Origin of the sequence: Bacteroides gallinarum DSM 18171 = JCM 13658 (assembly GCF_000374365.1) — a bacterium.
Taxonomy (GTDB): domain Bacteria; phylum Bacteroidota; class Bacteroidia; order Bacteroidales; family Bacteroidaceae; genus Bacteroides; species Bacteroides gallinarum.
The window spans coordinates 1-21,077 of sequence record NZ_KB894126.1; the positions used below are offsets into that span (position 1 = coordinate 1).

Sequence of the window (21,077 nt, forward strand, 5' to 3'; positions counted from 1 at the left end):
TTTGCCATGCGTTCAAACGGGAACACTGAGTGAAGCCTGCCAAGCTCACTCTCATTAAAACTTTTGCGGTATTTTTCCAGAACATCAAATTCTGTGAAGCCCAAAGTTGGGTGAATTTCGGAAATATTTTGTATCTTAGCCATATCTTAGTCGGGGAATTTCCCCCGTTTTGGCCTTCAAACCTTATTTGCGGGGGAATACCTAAAGATACAAAAAAGCCAGCTAATTCGCAATATTTTGTGTATGAATTAGTTGGCTGATTTTATATTATTTACTGAATGTCCCCAAGAACATGTCGCATTTCTCGAAAATCTACAAGGAAACCTACGGTATGGCGCCGAGTGTCGCCTATTAACTATCGTGGCCTGCCGGTCAAGGGAGGAAAGCTCCTGAAAGAGGATTTCGTCGGGAAAACTACCTGGATTACGACTTTACGGTCGTACTGTCCGTTTTCAAGGGGCCCCGATGGACGGTTTCGGCGGTGCCATCAAGAACATCGACATAGGTATCGCTTCCTCCGGAGGTAACTCGGCGGGTTCCGAACCGGAACCCGCCGCATGAATACCTTACATCTCTATCTCGTCCTCGATGAAACCCTGGTCCTCCCACCCACTGATGTCGGTCCCCTCGACGGATATTCCGTCCTTGGTTATGCGGAGCATCACGGTGAGCGTCTTTCCGCCGTCGAGAGCCGTCAGGGGTTTCCCCTCGGATGTCGTCTCCGGGAGCGTGAACTCCCGGCTCTGTCCGTCGAGCGCGACCGAGAGCTTCACGCCCTGCACATTCTGGGGTACCACGAGCCATGCGGCTTCCGTGCCGGTGCGGGTCTCGTAGTCCGCGGGTGCTACAGCGGAATTGTCCGTGACGGCTCCCCGTAGCATGTCCACCGTGCAGACCGTACATGCGTTCAGCCTCGTTTGAATCCCGTTCAGCCGTTCCTCGGTATAGGAGCCGTCGGAGGTGTATTGCACCACGAGCTTGTGCATGGCATGGCGGAACGGCATCGTAACCTTTGTAGCGCCCCTTGTTGCCGACACGGCAGGCGCCAGCAGCAGGTCCTCGTTGAGGGCTTTCGTGACATCGAAGGAGAAGGTCGCACCCCCGTCGGCTGCATAGTTGGGATAGCAACCCGCAAATGCCACCTCGTCGCCCGTTACCTCGAGCTCCTGCCAGTAAAGGGTCGTGGAACCCACGGTATAGGTTTTCTGCACGCTCTTCGAACCGTCCGAGAGGGTCAGCGTGAAGACATCTCCCGCCTGAAAATTCCCGGCTCCCGTTCCGTCGAGCTGCGGGGAGCGCGTCAGGGCCTCGATACCCGTCCGGAGTTCGATACGCCCGTTGTCGTAATTCGTGTCGTCGTCCTTACCGCAGGCGGTCAGCATCGCGGCGGCCAGCAACACCCACATTGTTCTTTTCTGAAAGTCTTTCATAAAATCCATGTAAATAATATCTATTATTGTTCTTATTCCTGTATCTGTACTTCGGGGAAGGCTTTCTTCCATGTGTCGCGGGCCAGATCCACGGGTACCAGGGCCGTTATCATCATCCCCTTGGAGATCCACACTCCTTCATCGGTGTACTCGACCTGTACCCTGTAGCAGCGGTGGCGCTGGAAATCGTTCTTCCCGCCCACTACTTCGAACTCATCGTAGTCGTTGTTGTTGACGAAATACACCGCCGAGACGTAACCGTTCTGGTCGAACTCCGCACCCCATATCGTCATGATATGTTGCGTGGGGGAATGCGTCACAGAGAAGCTCAATGCCTTGTTGTTCGCCAGGACATCCTTGACGATGCGGTTGAACTCCTCCTTGTAGGGCGCCCTCGTCTCGGTGGCTATCTCCGCATCCTTGGCGAAAACCTTGTCGAAGAATCCGTTTTTGTCGATATACTCCTCCTTGCGGGGCACGTTTATGGCTACACCCCCGCGTATGAACCAGTTGATGGCATAGCGGTCGTTCCCCGCCCTGTTGTTGCATATCTTGCGGAAGAAGTCGAAGATGGGACTGTCGGTCTCGCCTTTCGAGAAGTCTGCCCAGCCGTAGAACTCCTCGGAGGGAAGGGGCACTTCGGGGTCGGCCCCGAATGTGTTCCCGTATTTTTCGATGTAGGCATCGACATAGGGCTTGTTGTGATGTAGCCACCAGTGGAGCACGCAGGAGGAGGATGCGGCCCAGCACATGTTCCCGTCCCGGCCTCCTTCCAATGCGTCTATCTTCTTGGCGTCGTACCACCCGCATCCGGGTGTCCACTGTATGTACTCTCTGGAATATCCGTTTATCTTGAACCACTCTCCGTCAGGGAACTTTTCGGGTGTCCCCGGCTGGTACACCCTGACCGAGGAGTCATCGTCCGGATACACGGGCGACGTTACGCCATATACCCACTGCTTGCGTCCTGCCCACTGGGGGTCGGGCGTGTCGGGAACAGGTTCCGAAGCGGCCTTTATGGTCAGCGAGAGTGTCGTCTGATGTCCGGATTCGAGCGAGGAACTTCCCCCGACGAATGCCGGAGCGTCGTAGAAAGCCTGCTTCCCGGAACTTTCGAGACGTACCCACTTCTTTATGTCGGAGAGCTTTCCGGGCGGAACCACGGCGCAGTAACGGCCTTCCGAAAGGCTGTGTGCGGCAATCCATTGTTTCGGGGCGTCGTCAGAAGGCGTCGCCTTGCCGGTGAAGAGGTCGAAGGTCGTCTGCAAGGGTGCCGATACGCTGACTTGCAGGTCGGACGGCAGGGCGCCCTCTGCGGCGGAGACATGTACCATCACACGGTGCATGGCATGCCGGAGCGTCAGCTCTATGCTTCCCGAACCGGGCGATGAGAGGTTCACCGTCCTGTTCACCCACAGGATGTCCGATGCCCCGTATCCCTCCGCATACTGGTCGTCGGAGAGGGTATGAGTGTAGACCATCGTCTCTGCGGGAGCCTCGTCGTCTGCGGGATAGTAGGCATTGACCGTCACCAGCCCCTCGCCCAACTCCTGACGTGTAAAGCGCGGCTGCCACGTTCCATCCCGCAGGGTCAGGATATAATGGCGGGCGGGTTTTTCGCCCACGTAAAGACCTATGCGGTCTCCTTCCTGAAAGGTCCCGCTGCCGTCTTCACCGATGGATGCCCGCGAGGACGGTCCGGCGGTCTCGTTTTCCGCGGAAAACGCCTCGCGGCCGAAACGGAACTCGACCAGATCCTCCGGCGAGGTGTTCGGGAGAAGGTTGTCGGTCTGCTGGCAGGCCCCGAGGGCCGCCAGTGCTCCGGGCAGCACTGCCCTGCGGAGCAGGTAAAAAAGTTTTTTCAATTTTCTCATATAGTTTCGAATAGCGGGGAAACAGCTTTCGGGTAGCCTTTCCCTCTTCTTTGTTTGTATTCTTTGTTCCCCGTTTTTGAGGATATACTAATATTGAGGTGCAAAAATAATAAAAAGTTCCGGCTCGGCTCTCGCTGCCGTTGCGGATTTTTCGATGTAACAGACTATATGTTACTTCTTTATGCCCGAATATAGTGAGGAATATGCGGTTCCCGGCGGTAGAGACTGCACCGCGTAATCCAGTGTTTTTCTGTCATGAGATGTATTGAAAAGTAAATGAAAAGATAACACCGGGCGCTTACGATTTTGTCCACACTGCTGCATGGAAGAAACACAAAAAATGTTATCCCGGTAATGTTCGCCATAAGGGACAAATGAAAATGGATTATCTTTGCGGTCGTGCAGAAAAATAAGAATAAACGCAAAACAATAAGTTGAATTTTTATGAAGAAATACTTTTTTATTACGATATTTTATTTGCTATATAGTTTTCAGTTATCCGCTCAAGAAAAACCACTGTTCAGTCCCTTTCAGTTTGGTCTTACATACCCTTTGAGTACGAACGGTACGAAAGCGGATGAATATACCAACGGTGCATCGGTCAACCTGTTGGTAGGCATTTCAAAAAACGAGAACAATTTCACGCTGGCCGGATTCAGCAATGTCGTATCCGGTACGGCCAAAGGTGTGCAGTTCGCCGGCATATCCAACCATATCGGCAAGGAGGGCAAGGGATTGGCCTTTGCCGGTATAACGAATATCACCTCGGACTATCGAGGCGTGCAATTTGCAGGGTTGGTGAACAAGGCGGAAGATGTCAAGGGCGTACAATTCGCCGGGTTGTTGAACATCGCAAAAAAAGTGAACGGCGTACAGTTCGCGACTTTAATCAACATCGCCGAGGAGGGCGATTTCCCGATAGGCTTGATAAACCTGATAAAGAATGGCGAGAAAGGAATCGCGGTCACTTATGACGTGCTGGGAAACACGATCGTATCGTTTCGTTCCGGGGGAAAATACACCTACGGAATCCTGGGTGTAGGTTTCAACCACAAGAGCGGGGAGGACGGCAAGATGGTAACGGAGGCGGGTTATGGTGCCCATATCCCCGTCTGCAAATGGTTTTTCATCAATAACGAGATAAAGGCCACGACAATAGGCTCCACCTCCGACAATTCTTCTATCAACGTGGGCTATCTGCTTGCCCCGTCATTCAGGATAAAGACACATTATAACCTTTTCGGCGGCGTCAGCCTGAACTACTTTACATCCAAGTCCGTGGACGCGGAAGCATTGCTTCCCGACCATGACCTTTGGAAGAAGAAAAGCAATGACCGATTGCAGCAGATATACATAGGTTACCAGGTCGGAATACAATACATCTTTTAGCCTTTCTTTGGAGTTCTTCCGGAACAGTTGTCTGTTAGCTCCTGTTATCATTTCGAATTCAGGATAATCATTGATAACAATAGAAAAGAATGAATCGCGTTGGCTTTCGATGCGGTTCATTCTTTTTTACGGGTCAGGTCAAGAGAAAATCCCCCAACTCTTATCTCAAGGGCTATGAAATCCGTTATCGGGAATCAGAGCGTTTCCAGCAATTTGATAAGGCGATCCGCATGTTCCACCGATACGGTGTTCTGCTGCTCGACAAGTTCGGGCGAAGTACGGTTGCCGTAGCTCACGCCGCCTGTCCACACATACCCGGCGAACTCCATCTGGCAAAGCCGGCAGGTCGCCTTGTAGCAGGGCAGGAACTCTTCAATGTCATAGCCCATCGCACCCTCGTGGCTATACATATCTTCGGGCGCTCCCGTCGTGAAGGACAGAACGAGTTTCTTGCCTTTCAGTTTGTCACCCGTACTGCCGTGCGAGAATCCGTGCTGAAAAGTCTCTTCCATCCAGCGTTCCAGTATCGAAGGTGCGGAATACCAGAACACGGGAAACTGCAACACGATGATGTCGGCGCAGAGCAACCGTTCCTGTTCGGTTTCCACATTGATTTTGAAGTCAGGGTAAAGCTCGTCGAGCCGGACAATTTCCGCCTCCGGCAGATGCGTCTGCAGGGTGTCGAGAATCGTCCTGTTGGCTACCGATGCGGCCAGATTCGTGTGGCCGCTAACAATCAATACATTTTTCATATTTACTTTTTATTTATATCATTTTTTATTTATGCACCCACACCGCCGTCCACTTTATAGTCGGCTCCGGTTACGAAGCTGGCTTCGTCACTCGTCAGGAAAGCGACGACAGCGGCAACCTCTTCGGGCCACCCCATTCGACCGAGAGGTACGCTTTTAGTTACCATATCCTTGTGGGCTTTCGCGGCTTCGTCCGAAAGCTCGGTCTTGCCGTAGATAGGGGTTTCGATAGGCCCTACGCCGAGTGAATTGACACGCACGCCATCTTTAGCCAACTCTTTTGCCCATGCACGTGTCATGGTATAGACGGCAGCTTTCGAGGCGGCGTAGTTCGCCATCGTCGCGATGGGATTAGTCGTCATGGTAGTGGTAATATTCAGGATATTGCCTTTCGTCTTTTTTAACATTGGCAGGCAGGCTTGGGTAAGCATGACCACGGCACGCACGTTGATGGCAAATACTTTGTCGTATTCATCGATTTTCATCGTTGCAAATGGGGTGACGGGTGCCCATCCCGCATTATTGACGAGAATGTCGAGACGACCGTATCGCTCTCCGATAGTCTGAATGATAGATTCTATTCCGGCTTCCGATTCGAGGTCGGCTGTCAGATAAGTTATTCTTTCGTTGCAGGCAGCGGTTTCCTTCAAGGTGTTTTCCGTGCGGCCTACAATCATCACGTGTGCGCCTTCGTCTGCCAGACGCCGGGCTATGGCCCGCCCGATACCAGTTCCGGCACCGGTAACAAGGGCTACTTTGTTGTTTAAGGATTCGTACATAATTATTGTTTTTGTTGTTTGATAATCCGTTTACTTAATCACGCTCTTCAACCATTCGTCCGCCGCAGTCTTCCAGTCTCCCATATTGTCGGGAGTGTTGACTTTCGTTTCCACCTGGTAGCGGTTGTAGATGGAGAGGCCGTCGAGTACGGTAGCGCCCGTGCAAAGTTTCTTTACATCCTGCAACCGTTTTCCGCTTGTCCCGTTGGTCATAAAAGGAATGACCGTTTTACCTTTGAACGAGTTGCGGTGCAGAAAGGTACGCAGCGGGTTCGCAATGGTTCCCCACCAGCAGGGCGCCCCTACAAAGATCACATCGTATTCTGCCACATTCGCCTGAATGGGTTTCAGTTCGGGCTCGTAGGTACTGCCGTGCCGGTTGACCTCATTCACGCAAGCCTCATAGTCCGTGGGATATGCCTTGGCAGATTCTATCCGGCAGACATCCGCACCGGTTTTCTGCGCGATGTAGTCACCCACAGCTTTCGTGTTGCCGCCCCATGAATAATAGGCGACCAATACCTTTTTCCCTTTTATGTCCACTTTACCATCTTGTGCAAGTACACAGGACGAGATACCGAATAATGTCATAATCAATATAATTAGCTTATTCATTTATTATTCCCTTTTTTTATTTGAAATGTGTCTTGAAAAATTCAACAAACTTATCGAAAGGAATGACATCCATACGGTCATACAGATCGACATGTGTAGCATCCGGAATAATCATCAATTCCTTGTTTCCGCCTTTCAACTGTCTGAAAGCATCCTGGCTTGCACCGAGTGAATAAGCCTTGTCGCCATGAACGATAAGCACCGCGCTTTTTATTTCGTCAGCGTAAGCCATCAGCGGAAAAGTCAGGAAGGGCAGGCTTGTAATGGCCTGCCAACCGTCATTGGAGTTCAACGAACGGGGATGATAACCGCGCGAAGTCTTGTAGTAGGCGTGGTAGTCTTTCATAAACTGCGGCGCGTCATCGGGCAGTTGGGCAGGAACACCGCCGGCCATTGTGCGACTGCCATTTTTCGCGTCCATAGTCCGTTGTTCATTTAGTCGCCGGCGTGCTTCATAGCGTTCTTCGGGCGTGAAGGTATCGAACGCTCCCATCGTGGAAGATATGGTGGCCTTGATGCGTGTATCCATGACGGCTGCACTGATGGCCAGTCCGCCCCAGCCGCAAATACCGATGATTCCGACTCGTTCCGCGTCGACATCATCACGCAGGATAAGGTAATCCACCGCCGCACTGTAATCTTCGGTATTTATATCAGGGGATGATACGAAACGGGGTTCTCCGCCGCTTTCTCCGCAATAAGAGGGATCGAATGCCATCGTGAGAAACCCCCGTTCAGCCATCGTCTGGGCATAGAGGCCGGAGCATTGTTCCTTTACAGCTCCATAAGGGCCGCAGACGATAATGGCGGGCAGTTTGCCCGATGTGTTTTTGGGTATGTATACATCAGCAGCCAACGTGATACCATAACGGTTTCCGAATGTTACTTTGCTATGGTTTACCTTTTCGCTTTTAGGGAATGTTTTGTCCCATTCTTCAGTTAAATTCGATGTTTTCATATTCTTTTCTGTCTGGTAGTTTCGCTCTGCACATACACCGAACGATCTCAGCAACAGGCAAAACATGATGAGATATGTTTTATAACCAACCGACATAATTCTCAATGTTAAGGATTAATATTCTATTTGGGCAATGTCGGCACTCTGCATGTCGAAAGCCTCTTCCGCTTTTTCCGCGATGTCGGTGTGTGTCCGGCTCCGGATCAATACATCGAAAGCGGCCTTGTCTTTAAGGTCGATGACCATCATCACGGCATCGGGCCGTCCGAACAGCCCGCGCGTGCGGCCTACCATGATGCTATCAATAACCGTTTCCTTCTCTTTCATGGCACGCATTTCGGCCATTTTCCGTTCTACCACGTCATCGGAGATTCCTTCCTTGACGTCGATGATAAATACATGACGTAACATATTCTTCTATTTTACCGGTTCTGTTATTATTTATTAATGGATTTTATGCAGTCCTATCCCTTTCACGGTAGGCAAGTCCATATCGTCGTAGATGGGGCTTTTCCCCGTCTCCATCAGGGCAATGGCATCCATTTCCTCTTTGGACAGCGTAAAGTCGAGGATGTTGAAGTTCTCTGCCATCCGTTCCTTGCGCACGGTCTTGGGTATAACCACGATGTTACGCTGGTTGAGCCAGCGGAGGATGACTGCCCCCACGCCTTTGCCATGCCGTGTGGCGATTTCTTTCAGTACCGGATGGTTGAAAATGTCGTTCTGTCCCTCGGCGAAAGGCGCCCATGCCTCGTGCTGGATAGCCTCTTGCTGCAAGAATACATTGGCTGCCTGTTGCTGGAAGAACGGATGCGTCTCCAACTGGTTCACGGCAGGCTTCACCTCGTTGTGCAGAAAGAGGTCTTGCAACCTCTCATTAGAGAAACTCGTTACACCGATGGCGCGGATGCGTCCCTCCTTGTAGAGCCGCTCCATAGCCCGCCATGCGGCATAGTAATTCCCGTATGGCTTGTGCATCAGATAGAGGTCGAGGTAGTCCAGTCCGAGTTTCTTCATCGAGAGGTCGAACGCACGCAGCGCGTCGTCGTACTCATAGTCCTGCACCCACAGTTTTGTGGTGATGAAGAACTCCTCACGCTTGATACCGCTATGCCGGATAGCGTTGCCCACCTGTTCCTCGTTGAAGTAGGCGGCTGCCGTGTCTATCAGCCGGTAGCCCGTTTCGATGGCATCGGTCACGACCCGTTCCGTTTCGTTTTCAGGGATCTGGAAAACGCCGAACCCGATGGCCGGCATCATCACCCCGTTGTTCAGTCTTACATCTTTCATATCTTTTACAGTTTGATTTCTGATGCAAAATTACGCGATACCTATTATTCAGTTGTTACATAAATCGAGGAGGAATTTTCACTATTCGTGGCTTTTGATTACTTTTGCAATAAAAGGAGGACAGTTATGGAACAGACAGATTTCGACGGGATCGTATTTGCAGACAGTTTGCAGGATTTCAATGCCTTGCGCTATGCAGGGCAGGTAATACATATCCTCTGTCTCGATGGTAATATGGGATTCACTTTCCAGAATACACGCTATAATATTGCGGCAGGCGATTATGTCATCCTGCCCAACGCGGAACTCGGTTCCGGATTCTCGGTATCCGACGATTTCCGTGGTATTATGATGGCCCTTTCGGAAGCATTCGTCGCCTCCATTGCCATCCGCAGCAATTACGGCATCATCGGGCATCTGTCGCTCCTGCAGAACCCCGTGATGAAACTCTCTGCCCATGATTTTCGGACATGCGAGGCCGCCCTGCAATACCTCCGTATGCGCATGGAAGAAAAGGGCCATCTGTTTCGTGAAGAATTGTTAGGCAGCCTGTTGACAGCTCATATCCTCGACCTTTACGACATCCACGCACGTAGCCGGGACACCTCGCAACTCTCGGAACATATCGCTTCGCAGTTGCGTAAATTCATCGAATTGTTATACAACGGTGAATATATGCGAAACCGTGACCTTGATTTTTACGCTTCCCGTCTCTGTATTACCCCACACTACCTGTCGGAAATATGCCGGAAGGTGAGCGGTCGCCCGGCTACTTACTGGATAGACCGTTTTACCATTCAGGAAATCACCCGCCTGCTGCGGCAAAGGGAATTGCCACTGACAACGATTGCCGAACGGATGAATTTCTCGTCCGTTTCCTATTTCAGCCGTTACGTGCAGAAACGGATTGGGGTGCCGCCGTCGGAGTACCGGAATAACGCAAAAAAGTTATAAGAGAAGCCATCATTCATCTTTCAGGTCCGTTTCTCATTTTTACTGTTTAACCTGCTTGTATCCCCCTTGAACAGGGCGAAAACAGGGTAAAACACTCCTGTTTTACACTATTTTTATGTTAAATAATATCAATGAGGGGGGGTAAATGACAAAGTGTTCGAAAAGTCAAACCAACCAATTAAAAGAATATATATTTTTGATATGATTTTAATACAATTTTTTATGGAAAAGATAAATATAGGCTACAATGCCGGGACGGTTTTACAGAAACTCGGAGAGACCGGATTCGTGGCCATCGCGGAACTCGCGAGAAAATTGAATTTGGGCGCAGACGACACAGCTCTTGCGGCCGGATGGCTTGCCCGTGAAGGCAAAGTACGTATCGAGAGAAAAAACGGGGTGTTGTATGTCGCAAATCAGGCTTAAATCATGGATAAATACATTATCGGTGAAAACGCCGGAATACTTTGGAGACTGATGAACCAGGATCATCAGCGCAAATGGAATTTGCAGGAACTAAAAAAAGAAACGGGTTTTAACGACTTGGAGTTAGACAGCGCTATCGGGTGGCTGGCCCGTGAAGATAAAATTCAAGTAGAGTTTTTAAACCATAACGCCAAAGACCAAAAGGCATGTCTATATCTCATGTTGAATGTCTATATCTGATTTGTTTCTATCGTGGAATCATATAATAACGAGGTTGTGCCAAATTTTGACACAACCTCGTTTCATTTTATCAGGCTATTGGCCCGCATTGATAGTTCCTTATCAGCAGCTCGTTGACCGATTTCCGTTTCTCGGCGATGGAGCAGATCGAGCGGAAGATATTCAGCCGCTGGATATGGAAGCTGTTGTACAAATCATCGAAGAAAAGGTATTAAGGGGATTCTTCTCGCAAGGATCGGGGTTGGAAAGCATTCATTTGCTGCTTCCTATCTCCCTGCAGAACTCAGCCAGACGGATCTGGTTTCAATATTCTTGCCCGCTATACGGCAAAAAAGAGAGGAGCTAAGAATCACTCTCCACTCCTCCCGACACGACAAACAACTAAAATTATTACAATTTAATGCCGTCCAACGCCTTTTTTGCAATAGCGTTGGTGGGGTCGATAGCCAAAATTTTATTCCAATATTCTTTTGAAGCCGGATAATCGCTCTTCAGCAGATAGTAATAGCCCAGATAGCTGTAACACTCAATCAGTGCAGAGTTATATCTCGGCTCGTTTTTTTCCAGTAACATTTCAGCCACTTTCTCATAGTAAGGTTTTGCCAATCCCTCGGTTGTTTCCGGGTCCATAGCGGAATTGGTACGGGCGCGCCACATATTACCCAGATAGCTGTCAGGAGCTTGTTGGGTAACCTGTGCGAACACAGAGTCTGCAGCCTGCAGAGCCGCCATACGGTCGGCAGGCTGGATGGAAAGCGTGTCCGGGGATGTGCCCTGACCGTAGTAGAGACGTCCGAACCGGAATAGAGATTCGACCGTCTTTTTATCCTGACTTAAGATGTCATAATACTTACGATAGGCGGCAATGGCTTGGGAATAATTATTGCCCGATTCATAGACATCAGCCATTTCCCGCCAGATATCGGTCTGGGTACTGTCCTTTTCAAGTGCCTTGCCATACGCATCAATCGCTTGGTCATACTTTTTCAAGGCATTCAATAAAGAGCCGTGATAGCGGTAGTCCAGAGATGAATAGTCGGCATTGTCCGAAGCATTGAAGAAAGCATCGGCAGCCTGTTCCGCTTCATTATAACGTTTCAGGTCGGTATAGTTATACATAGCCAGGCGGTTGAATGCCGCATGGCGTCCGTTTTTCTGCAAACCCTTCTGAACCACTGCCAGCGATTTCTCGAAGTCATGGTTCAGGAACAGGGCAAAAGCATACTTCAATATGTCGTCTTCCGTGGCAACGGGAGTGTCTATGAACTTGGCATATGTTTCTACCGCCTCGCCGAAACGGTTGGTGGCATAATATATCCCGGCAAGTTCCTTGTCCGCTTCCAGATACTCCGGAGCCATTTCCTTCAACTGTCTCAGTTTGTCGATGGCCTGTGAAGGGCTGGCCGACTTATAGGCCCGAGCATACTTCAGATAGGCTTCCTTGTAATTGGGATCAAAATAGATTGCCTGTTCATAAAGCTGGCAAGCACGTCCCACATCTTTTCGGGCAAGTGCGATATCTCCTTCCAATACGGACACACTTGCAGCTTTCTTATCTGCCTTCTGGGCCATTTTCAGATAATTTTCCGCTTCTGTCAGTTTGCCTGCATTCAAATAGGCACAGGCCACAGAAACAACGAGCGATATATTTTTTTTGTTTTTCCCTTTCAGTAATTCACCCGCTGTTTCGGATGCCTGTTCGGGATTCGTCGTTATCAGGCTTTTTACTTTATCTACCCCAGCCTGCCATTCGGGCACAGACGTTTGTGCGGCAAGCGTACCGGACAACAGCAACGCTCCCGCGCAGAATAATAATTTATGTTTCATATCAGCATTCATTTTAGTTATTCATCTTTAATGTTTACCACACGCACCGGTTGGGTGGCAGGTACCAATCCCGACTTCAATATAATCCGTTGTCCCCGGTCGGAAGCGAGGAAAGAGGCAAACCCCCACGGGAGTGCGTTCCGCGGATCGTTCAAGAGCGCATAAATGCTGCGTGCCAACGGATAATCACCATAGAACAGGTATGCCTGATAGGGCTTGTAACTGTTTGCCGGCGTGGCCTCGTCGGCAGCACTGACAGACATCACGTGTACTTCCTTGCTGAAAGAAAGTCCCGTACTGTCGTTGCGGTCACTCAGCCAGTTCACCCCGATTACACCCATTGCGTCCGGTGTGCGTGTAACGTAATCTATGACTTCCTTGTTTGTTTTCAGTGCTTTCACCTGCTCCGAGAGCTGCGCTCCTTTTGCAATGGAGTCCATTGCAAAACGTACGGTGCCGGAGTTTTTGTTGTCGAACACCAAAGTGATGCATCCCAAAGGAGAAGACGGATAAATATCTTTCCACCGTTTCGCTTCTCCGGTGAGAATACGGTAGAAGTCGTTCACGCTAATCAAAGTGTCCGGATTGCTCAGATTGGTGATTAACGCCAGTCCGTCCGTTGCAATCTTTATCTCTTGCGGGAAGAATTTGCGGCTGTTGAAGGAGTTCATCTCTTCCGGTGTCAGCCTGCGGCTGGTGATTGCCAGCCGCAAACTGTCCTTGAGCAGGAGGTTGACGGCTTCCACTTCCGTCACATAACGGGGCACAATGCCCGCCAAAGGATACAAACCCTCGAACACATCTATTTCTTCCTGTACAATCGGCCGGAAACTTTCATCGGCGGCAATCGCTATGACACCGGAAGTGTAGGTGTCCGTCAGCCCGTCTTTTGGCTTATGTTGGCAGGCAGACAATAATGCCGACATTACTATCAAGCCCGAAAGTCGAAACTGTTTCACTACTCTCATGATACACACACTGTTTATTGTAATCTGAAGACAATGGGGACCGTATACTTTACAGATACCGCCTTGCCGTTCTGCTTGCCGGGTATCCACTTGGGCATCGACATGATTACCCGCACAGCCTCTTTGTCACAGTAGGGGTCCAGGCTTTTCACGATATTGACATCTCTCACGCTGCCGTCACTGCCTACCACGAACTGGCAGACTACCCGTCCCTGTATACCGTTTTCCTGTGCAATCGTCGGATACTTCAAATGGTCGGCGATGTATTTCATCAGTTCACCGGCTCCACCAGGGAATGTCGGCATCTGTTCCACCATGTCGAACACCTTTTCCTCCTTTTCCTCTTGTGTCACCACTTCCTTCAAGTCGGCAATGTCCTGACCGTTTACTTCGTCATTGCCTTGCACATCGGCAATGGAGATGGCAACCTTCGTCTCTGTCAGTTCGGTCTGGCTCTTGATTTCATCCTCATCATTCACTTCCTCGTCTTTTTTGATGACAGGGGCGGTGAATTTGATGGAACTCTTCAATGCCGGTGGCGGCGGAGCGACCGGTTCCACCCGCTTCATCTCCTCCTGCTTCACCTCCGGTTCTTCCAGTTGGGAGAGGGTAGTGACCTCGGTCATCACCTCCTTTTGTTTCGGCGTCGCCATTTTTATCAAGGTGGGAATACTGAAGCCTACCAAGGCTATCACTATTACCAGCACCACGGCTATGTTGTGGCGGCGCGGAGAGCCTTCACGCATCTTATAGGCGCCATACGCTTTATTTTTGCCGTTGAATATAAGGTCGCACCATTCCAAAGAGCTTAAATCTACTTTAGCCATATTCTTCTTTCTTTTATAGGTGTTACTTATTCGGCAATGTTCTGCGACAGCTCCCCTTTGCTTTCGTAGTTCTTCATCAAGAACTCGTCGGCTTCGGCAATGTCCGTTATCACATATTTGCCTATATTACATATCTGCATTTCATCGAGGGCGTCAATCAGATTCTTGTACGAGGCTTCGTCGGTAGCCTTGATGATGACTGTCGGCGTGTCCTTCCCGCTTTTTATTTCGGAGAGTTGCTTGCGGTAGTCTTCCTCTGATATCTTCAGTTCCAGTTTCTGCTGCTTCAGCTTGTTCACTTCGTTCACAGCAGCCCTGTTGCGCCTCAAGAGCATTGCCCGCAGACCATCCGCCTGATAAGTAGTCTCTTTCAGTGAGGTGTAGTCCTTATAGTTGGGCTCTCCTTCGTAATAATACAATTTGTCTTCATCGCCCAAGAGAAGTGTGATAGCCTGCGAGGCTTTCACTTTGCTCTGCTGCTCTTCGGTGATGTTCTTGTCATTGCTCGGCATGCTTATCTCCATGGTCTGAGGCTTGCTCAGTGAAGTACACAGCATGAAGAAGGTAATCAGCAGCATGTTCATGTCCACCATCGGAGTGAAGTCCACCCTAACGGTCATCTTCTTCTGCTTGCTTTTCCCGCCTTTCTTATTTCCGCTTTCCTGTATTTCGGCCATACTTATTCTCCTTTCATTAATCTTCAGAAGTAGTCTTCAGAGAGGTTATCAGGTTATACCGGTTCTCTCTTAAATCCTGAAGTGAGTTCATAACATTCTTGATTACGGAATAAGGGGTCTTGGCATCCGCCTTGATAGCAATGCGCAAGTCGGCATTCACGGCACGGGCATTGCGCACCCAAGCCTTGAACTGGTTGTCTATACTGTCAGTCGGTATTCCCTCATTCTTTAATACAGCGTCCTGCTGGTCTTGTGGCAAGCTGAGAAATTTCTTCATGTTTTTCATCGGCACTCCGAAAGTGGGTGCCAGCATGAACTTCTTCGTTTCCTCGGAAGTGAAGGTCACCCCGTATTCTTGTCCCATGGCTTCCAGCACATTGCGCAAGTCGGACTGCTTGTCCATACTCATAAACACTTTTCCGTTCGGGTCGACCAGTATCTGGAGGATGTCCGTTTCCGGAATCTTAATCTCAGAAACGGATGCCGGAGTGGTTACCTGTACCGGTTCTTTCTTCACGAACGTAGAAGTCAGCATGAAGAAAGTGAGCAGCAATACGGTCACGTCGCTCATGGCGGTCATGTCGATGAACGTGCTTTTCTTTTTGATTTTCGCTCTACCCATAATTGCTAAATTGATAATTTAAGAAATAAAAGAACCAAGGATATATGGAATATCACTTTAATTCCCCAATTATTTATGAGTGGCAGCAAACGTCTGTACAATGGAAAAGCCGACTTCGTCGAGGCTGTATGTCAGTTTGTCGATTTTATTGGTGTAATAGTTATAGGAGATAACAGCCAAAGCACCGGTCAGGATACCGAAGGCGGTATTGATCAATGCCTCGGAGATTCCTTGTGACAAAGCCATGGAGTCTGCACTGCCCCCGGCAGCCAGGGCGGCGAATGAACGGATCATACCGATAACCGTCCCCAGCAATCCCATCAAGGTTCCCAGAGTGGTGATGGTACCGATAATAGGCAGGTTTTGTTCCATCATCGGCAGTTCCAGCGCAGTGGCTTCTTCCAGTTCTTTCTGGATGGCGAGCAGTTTCTGGTCTTTGGACAAATCTTTGTCGTTCTCCATTTCGGCATACTTTTTCAAGGTGGCGTTTACCACATTGGCCACGGAACCGCGCTGTGCGTCGCAAATCTCCTGCGCCTTCTTCATGTCACCCGCAGCCAAGGCAGCCTTGATGTTGGATACGAACTTCACCAGCGAGCCTTTGCCGAAAGCGGCACGGATGGCGATGTAGCGCTCGATACTCAGGGCGATGACGGTGAGCAGCAAGGTCTGGATGACAGGAACGATGAATCCTCCTTTATAGATGGTGCCCAGGAAGTTGCCCGGCAACGGATGGTTGTTCGGGTCATTGTTCATGAAGTTGGAGGGATTTCCCAATACAAATTGAAAAATAAGTAAGGCAATGATAAAGCAGATTACGATTACCCAACCGGCAGATTTGATACCTTTAAAAGAGGTTACTTTTTTTTGATGAGTTGTTTCCATGATTAATTAAATGTTTAATTGTTGGTATTAAATTAATTTATAAGAATAAGGCACAATTGTACAAATCCCCTATTATAAACCAATAAGGCATAAATCACCCTTGCACTTTCATTCAGCACACACATATGCAAACATGCGTCGCCTGCTCTCACTCTCTTTCTTGTGAGGAGTGAAAAAAAGAATGGGGGAAAGTTTAAAAAGGAAAGAGAAAATCTGCGGCTAAATTAGAATCCGCCGGAGCACGTAAATACAGTAGTCATTACCCGTCACTGCATAGTACGGGGCTTTATCCGAGAAGAATCGTTTAGTCCTGCCATGTACAAGCAGGCTCTCATAATTGGATAATATAATAAATATATTTCTAAGCAATATATTATTGTCTTCTGCAACCCGGCGCATGCGCTGCTGGCCAAAAGTGTAAATTTCGGTAACAGACTTGGTATCTAATTCCATATCTGCTGTCGAATACCGGGTATCTGCAAACTTTGATTTTTTTTGTTCGAATGATGTAGGTGAACATGAAAGTAAGGCAACAGAATCCTTGTACGTCTCAGCCAACTTTATACCGGCTCCAGTAAAGTCAACAGCCTTTCCACTGATACTGCAAGTAAGTATCAGTAACAAACTAAGCCAAAATGCCTTTACTATTGTTTTCATGCCATTTAATAACTTGCAATAATACCTTACCTCAAGAAATAATAATGTTCACTGCTTACTGATTAAAAGGGGGTTATCATATTTTCTAAATCGGGGGCAAAATTATAAAAAGAGGTGAAATAAAATATTAATTCATGTAATAATTAGTAGGTTTTAAAAACTTTTAATTGTTATAACATTCTAATTTTCAAAAAAAATAAAATTATTATACAGATAACAATACCTTAATTTAATACTTGCTATAAAGTCTGCTCTTTCCAAAGGAGGCGGTAAACTATATACAAATTATTGTCATTTATATTCCTCTTTAATAATCGTAAAAAGGCAGCTCGTTGACCGGCTTGTAGGAAGGATCGAAGTAGAAGAAGGTTTTCTCGCCTGTATATTTGCCGGTCTGCCGGTAGTCCCCGTCCAAGATACGATTTCTTGTAGCAGCTTATGGTTCAGGTGAAGCAGGTTTTCTTCCAGTATTTTCGCACGCTTGTTCACTCCGACCGTCAAGTGGCAATCCGTTTCCGCCTGTTCGATGACGGGCTGGGCTTCCTACAACCAAGAAATATGAAGCCGTTATCTATGTGGATACGGAAGACGCCCATTGGGAGACCAATCCAGAGTCTTACACGATTACCCGTAAGATAGTGACAAACAAAACCAAACTGAAAATGAAAGCCGCAGTAGGTGGCGGCTATGCCATTTCGATCAAAGAAATACATTGATGGACGACCAGGGATAAGAGTAGATATATCGAGAACCATCTCGGATAGCAGTGGAACGTAAAATGGATTACGGTAAAAGCCATCGCAATCCATTCTTTTTTTACGGGTCAGGTCAAGAGAAAATCTTCCCCCCGATTTTCACTAATTTTTGTTGGAGGATTACCGGACAGAACACCGGACGCTTATCGCAAGGATTATGAAATCCGTTTCCAAGAATCAAAACGTTTCAAGCGGGTTTCGTCATTTTCAATGTACCCACCTCTGTTTTCGGATTAATATTCCTTTAACTCCACATGTCGTATAATATCAAACGAGAACCTTTCTATTTCCCGGTAATCTGTATATATTCACTGTATTTGATATCCACGTAAGGGTTGTCGCTCGAAACGGTCTGGTGGATGGCCTTGACCCGTTTCCACAGCCACCACCCCCTGTACTCCACCCATACGGCCTGGTTTAACGTGACAGGCACCCGGATTTCCCCTTTCAGCCGGTTATTCTCGATCAGCCCCGTCAGCCGGATATGCGGCGTTATCATCTCGACCTTCTGCCTTACCTGCGGCAGCGTGTCGCGGATGACGACCGTATCCTTCACTGCAGCGTCTATCGGTCCCGCCACCTCGATTTCATGCCTTGCCGCCGCTTCCAGGTTCTTGACCTTTACGCCCAGCCGTTTGATGGTCTCGGCATCCTCCGCCCGGAAACGCCTGTACTCGGCGACCGTCAGACGCAGCCCTTCCGCATCGGCTGCAAGGGTCGTCGAGTCGATCCGCATACGTTTCACGTCCGACAGCAGTGCCGTGTTGTTCGACCGGTAACGGTCTCTCTCGTCCGTCAGCCGGAGGGTACGGCGGTGTTGTACATAGATGACGCCGCACAACAGAAGCACGGCGACAATCAGGTATTTGGATATTGCCTTACTCATATATCACGGCCGTTTCGGGAATGAACCAGATGAATTCGTCCAGGTACGCCTCCTCAAGCAGTACCATGCCGCCTTTGGGGCTTTTTCCCATGAAAGAGAGGTCTTCCACGACAATTCCCCTGCGTCCTGCAAGTTCGTCGAGCCTCAGTTCGGACAGCTCCGGCGAGGCCGTAATGGTTACGTATGCGTTCTTCTTCATAATTTATTTCATTTCGGGTTTATGACGGCTTACCTGTGCTGGGATTGGCATTTCAGCAGCTCCCGGATGTCCGCCCGTATCTCGTGCAGGTCGTTCTGCACGGTATTGAGTTGCTTCATGGTAGCCTCGAAGACGGACTTGTCCAGTTTCATGGCGTTGATGTTGTCGTACTGCTCCTTGAGTCTCAGTTCCAACGTGGTGCATTTGCTTTCCAGCTCGGCGATCTGCGCCGTGTTGTTCACGTGCTGGATGTACAGTGTCAGCACGAACGAAAGCAGCACGATGATTATCTTGAAGTACTTGATTCCGAATTCTTTCAGTTGTTCCATATCAGGTGTATTATTCGATTAAGATTGAAAATGCTTCTCCTATGATCCGGATTAGGCTTCCCGCCCCCTCGCTGTTCCACAACCCGAAGACGGTCAGCATGACCAGCAGGACAAGATAGACCCACCACGCTACATCTTTCTTCTCAAATTTCTTTTTCTTCTTCATTCCTTTCCTGTGTCTGCGGTACGATTACATTGAATATCACGTTCCCGTCGCTGCCCTCGATGCGCAGCCTGTTCTCCTCCTTGTGCCGGATGGGGAAAATCTCCATGAGCGCCTTGGCAGCATTGACCGACACGGCACGCAGCGGGGCCGGGGAAAGCGGGACGCCGAAGCGGTCGGTATAGTCGGACGTGGCGGTCTCGTCCATGACGGCTTTTAGGGTTTCCGTGACCTGCAGTTTCACGGCCATGGTCTCCATTTCAAACCGCTCGGACGAGAGCAGCGCCTTGATATGGGCGGCCACATGAGGTTTGCCCATCAGATAGTTGGCGGAGGAACCGGGATTCTTGACGGATTTTCCCTTGAATGCCTCTTCATAGCATTTCCCGGCACGCCCGGCAAACTCCAATCCCCCGTTCACGTACAGTTCGCAGAACTGCATTTCCTGTTCGGTAAGCTGCTTCTCCGATATGTTCTTTTCCTTTCCGGACACGTTCATTCCTCCTTTTGTGAAAGAGTAGCCTGTTTTTCCCCCGGAGGTTTTATGAATTCCGATTTCTCCGCGATAAGCTGTTCGACGAGCGCTTCATAGAACACATCGGCAAGGGCGTTGGCACACGCCTCCGCATCCGCCAATGAATTGATAAGCCGCAGGTTGAACTTGATTTCGAGGTCATATCCCGATATGACCGCCATCAGCTCGTTCCCGTCATACCCCAAAGCCCCGTAGGTCATCCGGTCTGCCGTCTTGAAAGTGATGGTTTCCGGAATTTGTTTCTGTGTCTCCTGTGCCATTTTATTATCCCGTTGTCATATTTTGAAATGGTTGCGGGTCTTTTCTTTCTTCTGTATCATCCCGCTTTTCCCCTCCATGTTCCGCAGCCTGGACGTGTAGACGCCCAATATGTCGAGCGTGGCGGTCACGTCCGCATCCGCGTCATGGGCATCGTCCAGTTCCACTCCCAACCGGGAGGCGACCAGTTCCAACTTGTAGGATGTCACTTCCGTATCGTCCGCAAAGGCAAGCCGTCCCAGGAAAAGCGTGTCGATATAGTGCGGCTGGAAATTCCCGTAATAGTCCCTTGTCCCGGCAAAGATCTTCTCGAATTCCGTGACTAACCCGGCATGGTTCATCATCTGCTGCAGGAATCCGATATCGAAGGGGGCATTCTGCCCGATGAGCACCGGCTTGTACCGGCTGCCTTTCGACAGCGTGCTCCCCCTGGCAAACCCGATGACCTCTTCCGCCACTTTCCGTATATCCGCGCCCTTGGCATCCAGCAGTTCCATCGTGATGCCCGAATAGTCCAAGGCCGCCTGCTCGTATTTCATGGGTGCCTGTTCCATCCTTGCCTGTTCGTGCCGGGTACGGAGCACCTTGCGGTGCACGGTGTCGGCATTCTGCCTGCAGTACGGCGCTATATACGACTGGTAGCGGTCGAATACCTGCCACGTGTCGAAACGGACCGCCTGCAACGCGATCTGGGTGCAGGCACATTCCCGGCAGTCCAGCCCTCCGGTCTCGAAATCCATCCCGATACCCGTAAAAATCTTCTGTTCTGTGTTCGTTGCCAT

The 21,077-nt window shown here is 49.5% G+C and carries 27 protein-coding genes and 3 pseudogenes; 7 read left to right on the plus strand and 23 right to left on the minus strand.

The window, feature by feature from the left end; genetic code table 11:
- A pseudogene (locus C233_RS25150) lies at window positions 1–143 on the minus strand (DDE transposase); the annotation flags it as partial.
- Between the two features lie 222 nt (window positions 144–365).
- Here C233_RS25150 and C233_RS23555 point away from each other — a divergent pair.
- A pseudogene (locus C233_RS23555) lies at window positions 366–531 on the plus strand (DUF362 domain-containing protein); the annotation flags it as partial.
- 35 nt (window positions 532–566) lie between these two features.
- Here the strand turns inward: C233_RS23555 and C233_RS0108145 are convergent.
- The gene (locus C233_RS0108145) at window positions 567–1,430 is read right to left on the minus strand and encodes a fimbrillin family protein (RefSeq protein ID WP_241217426.1); all 864 of its coding nucleotides are present in this window, start codon (window positions 1,428–1,430) and stop codon (window positions 567–569) included.
- 32 nt (window positions 1,431–1,462) lie between these two features.
- Window positions 1,463–3,304, minus strand: coding sequence for a fimbrillin family protein (locus tag C233_RS0108150; protein WP_018667104.1), 1,842 nt, complete (start codon window positions 3,302–3,304; stop codon window positions 1,463–1,465).
- Window positions 3,305–3,856: 552 nt separating this feature from the next.
- Between C233_RS0108150 and C233_RS0108155 the strand changes: the two genes are divergently transcribed.
- Complete coding sequence (locus C233_RS0108155; protein WP_018667105.1) at window positions 3,857–4,693, plus strand: hypothetical protein; 837 nt, start codon at window positions 3,857–3,859, stop codon at window positions 4,691–4,693.
- 194 nt (window positions 4,694–4,887) lie between these two features.
- On the opposite strand, the gene C233_RS0108160 is transcribed toward C233_RS0108155, so the two are convergent.
- The 6 genes from C233_RS0108160 to C233_RS0108185 are packed head-to-tail and all read right to left on the minus strand — an operon-like array spanning window position 4,888 to window position 9,087.
- The gene (locus C233_RS0108160; protein ID WP_018667106.1) at window positions 4,888–5,445 is read right to left on the minus strand and encodes an NAD(P)H-dependent oxidoreductase; all 558 of its coding nucleotides are present in this window, start codon (window positions 5,443–5,445) and stop codon (window positions 4,888–4,890) included.
- A 29-nt stretch (window positions 5,446–5,474) separates the two neighbouring features.
- Window positions 5,475–6,224, minus strand: a complete 750-nt coding sequence (locus C233_RS0108165) for an SDR family NAD(P)-dependent oxidoreductase (RefSeq protein ID WP_018667107.1) — start codon at window positions 6,222–6,224, stop codon at window positions 5,475–5,477.
- A gap of 30 nt (window positions 6,225–6,254) precedes the next feature.
- Window positions 6,255–6,839, minus strand: a complete 585-nt coding sequence (locus tag C233_RS0108170) for a flavodoxin (protein WP_018667108.1) — start codon at window positions 6,837–6,839, stop codon at window positions 6,255–6,257.
- A gap of 16 nt (window positions 6,840–6,855) precedes the next feature.
- Entirely contained in the window at window positions 6,856–7,893 is a 1,038-nt protein-coding gene (locus C233_RS0108175; RefSeq protein ID WP_373278733.1) for an alpha/beta hydrolase, read from the minus strand.
- Between the two features lie 18 nt (window positions 7,894–7,911).
- A complete protein-coding gene (locus C233_RS0108180; RefSeq protein ID WP_018667110.1) occupies window positions 7,912–8,208 on the minus strand; it encodes a hypothetical protein in 297 nt (98 codons plus the stop codon).
- 33 nt (window positions 8,209–8,241) lie between these two features.
- Window positions 8,242–9,087, minus strand: coding sequence for an aldo/keto reductase (locus C233_RS0108185; protein ID WP_018667111.1), 846 nt, complete (start codon window positions 9,085–9,087; stop codon window positions 8,242–8,244).
- 126 nt (window positions 9,088–9,213) lie between these two features.
- Between C233_RS0108185 and C233_RS0108190 the strand changes: the two genes are divergently transcribed.
- The 4 genes from C233_RS0108190 (at window position 9,214) to C233_RS24065 (ending at window position 11,053) form a co-directional block, all read left to right on the plus strand.
- Window positions 9,214–10,041 (plus strand): helix-turn-helix domain-containing protein, encoded by an 828-nt coding sequence (locus C233_RS0108190; protein WP_018667112.1) that lies wholly within the window; start codon window positions 9,214–9,216, stop codon window positions 10,039–10,041.
- Window positions 10,042–10,263: 222 nt separating this feature from the next.
- Window positions 10,264–10,467: a winged helix-turn-helix domain-containing protein gene (locus C233_RS0108195; protein ID WP_004325200.1), complete on the plus strand. Its 204-nt coding sequence runs from the start codon at window positions 10,264–10,266 to the stop codon at window positions 10,465–10,467.
- Window positions 10,468–10,470: 3 nt separating this feature from the next.
- Entirely contained in the window at window positions 10,471–10,707 is a 237-nt protein-coding gene (locus C233_RS0108200) for a winged helix-turn-helix domain-containing protein (protein ID WP_018667113.1), read from the plus strand.
- Between the two features lie 46 nt (window positions 10,708–10,753).
- A complete protein-coding gene (locus tag C233_RS24065) occupies window positions 10,754–11,053 on the plus strand; it encodes a hypothetical protein (protein ID WP_025068692.1) in 300 nt (99 codons plus the stop codon).
- A gap of 44 nt (window positions 11,054–11,097) precedes the next feature.
- Here the strand turns inward: C233_RS24065 and C233_RS0108210 are convergent, their stop codons facing one another.
- The 7 genes from C233_RS0108210 to C233_RS0108240 form a co-directional block, all read right to left on the minus strand.
- Window positions 11,098–12,546, minus strand: a complete 1,449-nt coding sequence (locus C233_RS0108210) for a tetratricopeptide repeat protein (protein ID WP_018667115.1) — start codon at window positions 12,544–12,546, stop codon at window positions 11,098–11,100.
- 5 nt (window positions 12,547–12,551) lie between these two features.
- A complete protein-coding gene (locus C233_RS0108215) occupies window positions 12,552–13,502 on the minus strand; it encodes a PstS family phosphate ABC transporter substrate-binding protein (RefSeq protein WP_026314790.1) in 951 nt (316 codons plus the stop codon).
- 14 nt (window positions 13,503–13,516) lie between these two features.
- The gene (locus tag C233_RS0108220; RefSeq protein ID WP_018667117.1) at window positions 13,517–14,329 is read right to left on the minus strand and encodes an energy transducer TonB; all 813 of its coding nucleotides are present in this window, start codon (window positions 14,327–14,329) and stop codon (window positions 13,517–13,519) included.
- A 26-nt stretch (window positions 14,330–14,355) separates the two neighbouring features.
- On the minus strand, window positions 14,356–15,006 hold the full coding sequence (locus tag C233_RS0108225; protein WP_018667118.1) for an ExbD/TolR family protein: 651 nt from the start codon (window positions 15,004–15,006) through the stop codon (window positions 14,356–14,358).
- A gap of 16 nt (window positions 15,007–15,022) precedes the next feature.
- Window positions 15,023–15,628 (minus strand): ExbD/TolR family protein, encoded by a 606-nt coding sequence (locus C233_RS0108230; protein WP_018667119.1) that lies wholly within the window; start codon window positions 15,626–15,628, stop codon window positions 15,023–15,025.
- Between the two features lie 69 nt (window positions 15,629–15,697).
- Window positions 15,698–16,513 carry a MotA/TolQ/ExbB proton channel family protein gene (locus tag C233_RS0108235; RefSeq protein WP_018667120.1) on the minus strand — a complete coding sequence of 272 codons (816 nt, stop codon included), beginning with the start codon at window positions 16,511–16,513 and terminating at the stop codon, window positions 15,698–15,700.
- 219 nt (window positions 16,514–16,732) lie between these two features.
- Window positions 16,733–17,170, minus strand: coding sequence for a hypothetical protein (locus C233_RS0108240; RefSeq protein WP_018667121.1), 438 nt, complete (start codon window positions 17,168–17,170; stop codon window positions 16,733–16,735).
- Window positions 17,171–17,724: 554 nt separating this feature from the next.
- On the opposite strand from C233_RS0108240, the pseudogene C233_RS23565 reads away from it, so the two are divergent.
- A pseudogene (locus C233_RS23565) lies at window positions 17,725–17,886 on the plus strand (glycoside hydrolase family 97 C-terminal domain-containing protein); the annotation flags it as partial.
- A 322-nt stretch (window positions 17,887–18,208) separates the two neighbouring features.
- Here C233_RS23565 and C233_RS0108255 read toward each other — a convergent pair.
- The 7 genes from C233_RS0108255 to C233_RS0108285 are packed head-to-tail and all read right to left on the minus strand — an operon-like array spanning window position 18,209 to window position 21,077.
- On the minus strand, window positions 18,209–18,811 hold the full coding sequence (locus C233_RS0108255; RefSeq protein ID WP_018667124.1) for a DUF6549 family protein: 603 nt from the start codon (window positions 18,809–18,811) through the stop codon (window positions 18,209–18,211).
- Window positions 18,804–19,010: a hypothetical protein gene (locus C233_RS0108260; RefSeq protein WP_018667125.1), complete on the minus strand. Its 207-nt coding sequence runs from the start codon at window positions 19,008–19,010 to the stop codon at window positions 18,804–18,806. Before C233_RS0108260 ends, C233_RS0108255 begins: the two co-directional genes overlap by 8 nt.
- Before the next feature lie 29 nt (window positions 19,011–19,039).
- Complete coding sequence (locus C233_RS0108265; protein ID WP_018667126.1) at window positions 19,040–19,339, minus strand: hypothetical protein; 300 nt, start codon at window positions 19,337–19,339, stop codon at window positions 19,040–19,042.
- Between the two features lie 10 nt (window positions 19,340–19,349).
- On the minus strand, window positions 19,350–19,505 hold the full coding sequence (locus C233_RS24070; protein ID WP_018667127.1) for a hypothetical protein: 156 nt from the start codon (window positions 19,503–19,505) through the stop codon (window positions 19,350–19,352).
- Entirely contained in the window at window positions 19,483–20,001 is a 519-nt protein-coding gene (locus C233_RS0108275; protein WP_018667128.1) for a hypothetical protein, read from the minus strand. Before C233_RS0108275 ends, C233_RS24070 begins: the two co-directional genes overlap by 23 nt.
- Entirely contained in the window at window positions 19,998–20,297 is a 300-nt protein-coding gene (locus C233_RS22470; RefSeq protein ID WP_018667129.1) for a hypothetical protein, read from the minus strand. The genes C233_RS0108275 and C233_RS22470 overlap by 4 nt, the downstream gene beginning before the upstream one ends.
- Window positions 20,298–20,312: 15 nt before the next feature.
- On the minus strand, window positions 20,313–21,077 hold the full coding sequence (locus C233_RS0108285) for a 3'-5' exonuclease (protein ID WP_018667130.1): 765 nt from the start codon (window positions 21,075–21,077) through the stop codon (window positions 20,313–20,315).

Excerpts from the sequence above, each read along its gene's own strand:
- C233_RS22470 (WP_018667129.1), bottom strand. The coding sequence starts at position 20,297 with ATGGCACAGGAGACACAGAAACAAATTCCGGAAACCATCACTTTCAAG.
- C233_RS0108175 (WP_373278733.1), bottom strand. The coding sequence starts at position 7,893 with ATGTCGGTTGGTTATAAAACATATCTCATCATGTTTTGCCTGTTGCTG.
- C233_RS0108225 (WP_018667118.1), bottom strand. The coding sequence starts at position 15,006 with ATGGCCGAAATACAGGAAAGCGGAAATAAGAAAGGCGGGAAAAGCAAG.
- C233_RS0108185 (WP_018667111.1), bottom strand. The coding sequence starts at position 9,087 with ATGAAAGATGTAAGACTGAACAACGGGGTGATGATGCCGGCCATCGGG.
- C233_RS0108220 (WP_018667117.1), bottom strand. The coding sequence starts at position 14,329 with ATGGCTAAAGTAGATTTAAGCTCTTTGGAATGGTGCGACCTTATATTC.
- C233_RS0108195 (WP_004325200.1), top strand. The coding sequence starts at position 10,264 with ATGGAAAAGATAAATATAGGCTACAATGCCGGGACGGTTTTACAGAAA.
- C233_RS0108200 (WP_018667113.1), top strand. The coding sequence starts at position 10,471 with ATGGATAAATACATTATCGGTGAAAACGCCGGAATACTTTGGAGACTG.
- C233_RS0108240 (WP_018667121.1), bottom strand. The coding sequence starts at position 17,170 with ATGAAAACAATAGTAAAGGCATTTTGGCTTAGTTTGTTACTGATACTT.
- C233_RS0108285 (WP_018667130.1), bottom strand. The coding sequence starts at position 21,077 with ATGGCAACGAACACAGAACAGAAGATTTTTACGGGTATCGGGATGGAT.
- C233_RS0108265 (WP_018667126.1), bottom strand. The coding sequence starts at position 19,339 with ATGGAACAACTGAAAGAATTCGGAATCAAGTACTTCAAGATAATCATC.
- C233_RS0108165 (WP_018667107.1), bottom strand. The coding sequence starts at position 6,224 with ATGTACGAATCCTTAAACAACAAAGTAGCCCTTGTTACCGGTGCCGGA.
- C233_RS0108230 (WP_018667119.1), bottom strand. The coding sequence starts at position 15,628 with ATGGGTAGAGCGAAAATCAAAAAGAAAAGCACGTTCATCGACATGACC.
- C233_RS0108275 (WP_018667128.1), bottom strand. The coding sequence starts at position 20,001 with ATGAACGTGTCCGGAAAGGAAAAGAACATATCGGAGAAGCAGCTTACC.
- C233_RS0108160 (WP_018667106.1), bottom strand. The coding sequence starts at position 5,445 with ATGAAAAATGTATTGATTGTTAGCGGCCACACGAATCTGGCCGCATCG.
- C233_RS0108170 (WP_018667108.1), bottom strand. The coding sequence starts at position 6,839 with ATGAATAAGCTAATTATATTGATTATGACATTATTCGGTATCTCGTCC.
- C233_RS24070 (WP_018667127.1), bottom strand. The coding sequence starts at position 19,505 with ATGAAGAAGAAAAAGAAATTTGAGAAGAAAGATGTAGCGTGGTGGGTC.
- C233_RS0108150 (WP_018667104.1), bottom strand. The coding sequence starts at position 3,304 with ATGAGAAAATTGAAAAAACTTTTTTACCTGCTCCGCAGGGCAGTGCTG.
- C233_RS0108190 (WP_018667112.1), top strand. The coding sequence starts at position 9,214 with ATGGAACAGACAGATTTCGACGGGATCGTATTTGCAGACAGTTTGCAG.
- C233_RS0108145 (WP_241217426.1), bottom strand. The coding sequence starts at position 1,430 with ATGAAAGACTTTCAGAAAAGAACAATGTGGGTGTTGCTGGCCGCCGCG.
- C233_RS0108235 (WP_018667120.1), bottom strand. The coding sequence starts at position 16,513 with ATGGAAACAACTCATCAAAAAAAAGTAACCTCTTTTAAAGGTATCAAA.
- C233_RS0108260 (WP_018667125.1), bottom strand. The coding sequence starts at position 19,010 with ATGAAGAAGAACGCATACGTAACCATTACGGCCTCGCCGGAGCTGTCC.
- C233_RS0108215 (WP_026314790.1), bottom strand. The coding sequence starts at position 13,502 with ATGAGAGTAGTGAAACAGTTTCGACTTTCGGGCTTGATAGTAATGTCG.
- C233_RS0108255 (WP_018667124.1), bottom strand. The coding sequence starts at position 18,811 with ATGAGTAAGGCAATATCCAAATACCTGATTGTCGCCGTGCTTCTGTTG.
- C233_RS0108180 (WP_018667110.1), bottom strand. The coding sequence starts at position 8,208 with ATGTTACGTCATGTATTTATCATCGACGTCAAGGAAGGAATCTCCGAT.
- C233_RS0108210 (WP_018667115.1), bottom strand. The coding sequence starts at position 12,546 with ATGAATGCTGATATGAAACATAAATTATTATTCTGCGCGGGAGCGTTG.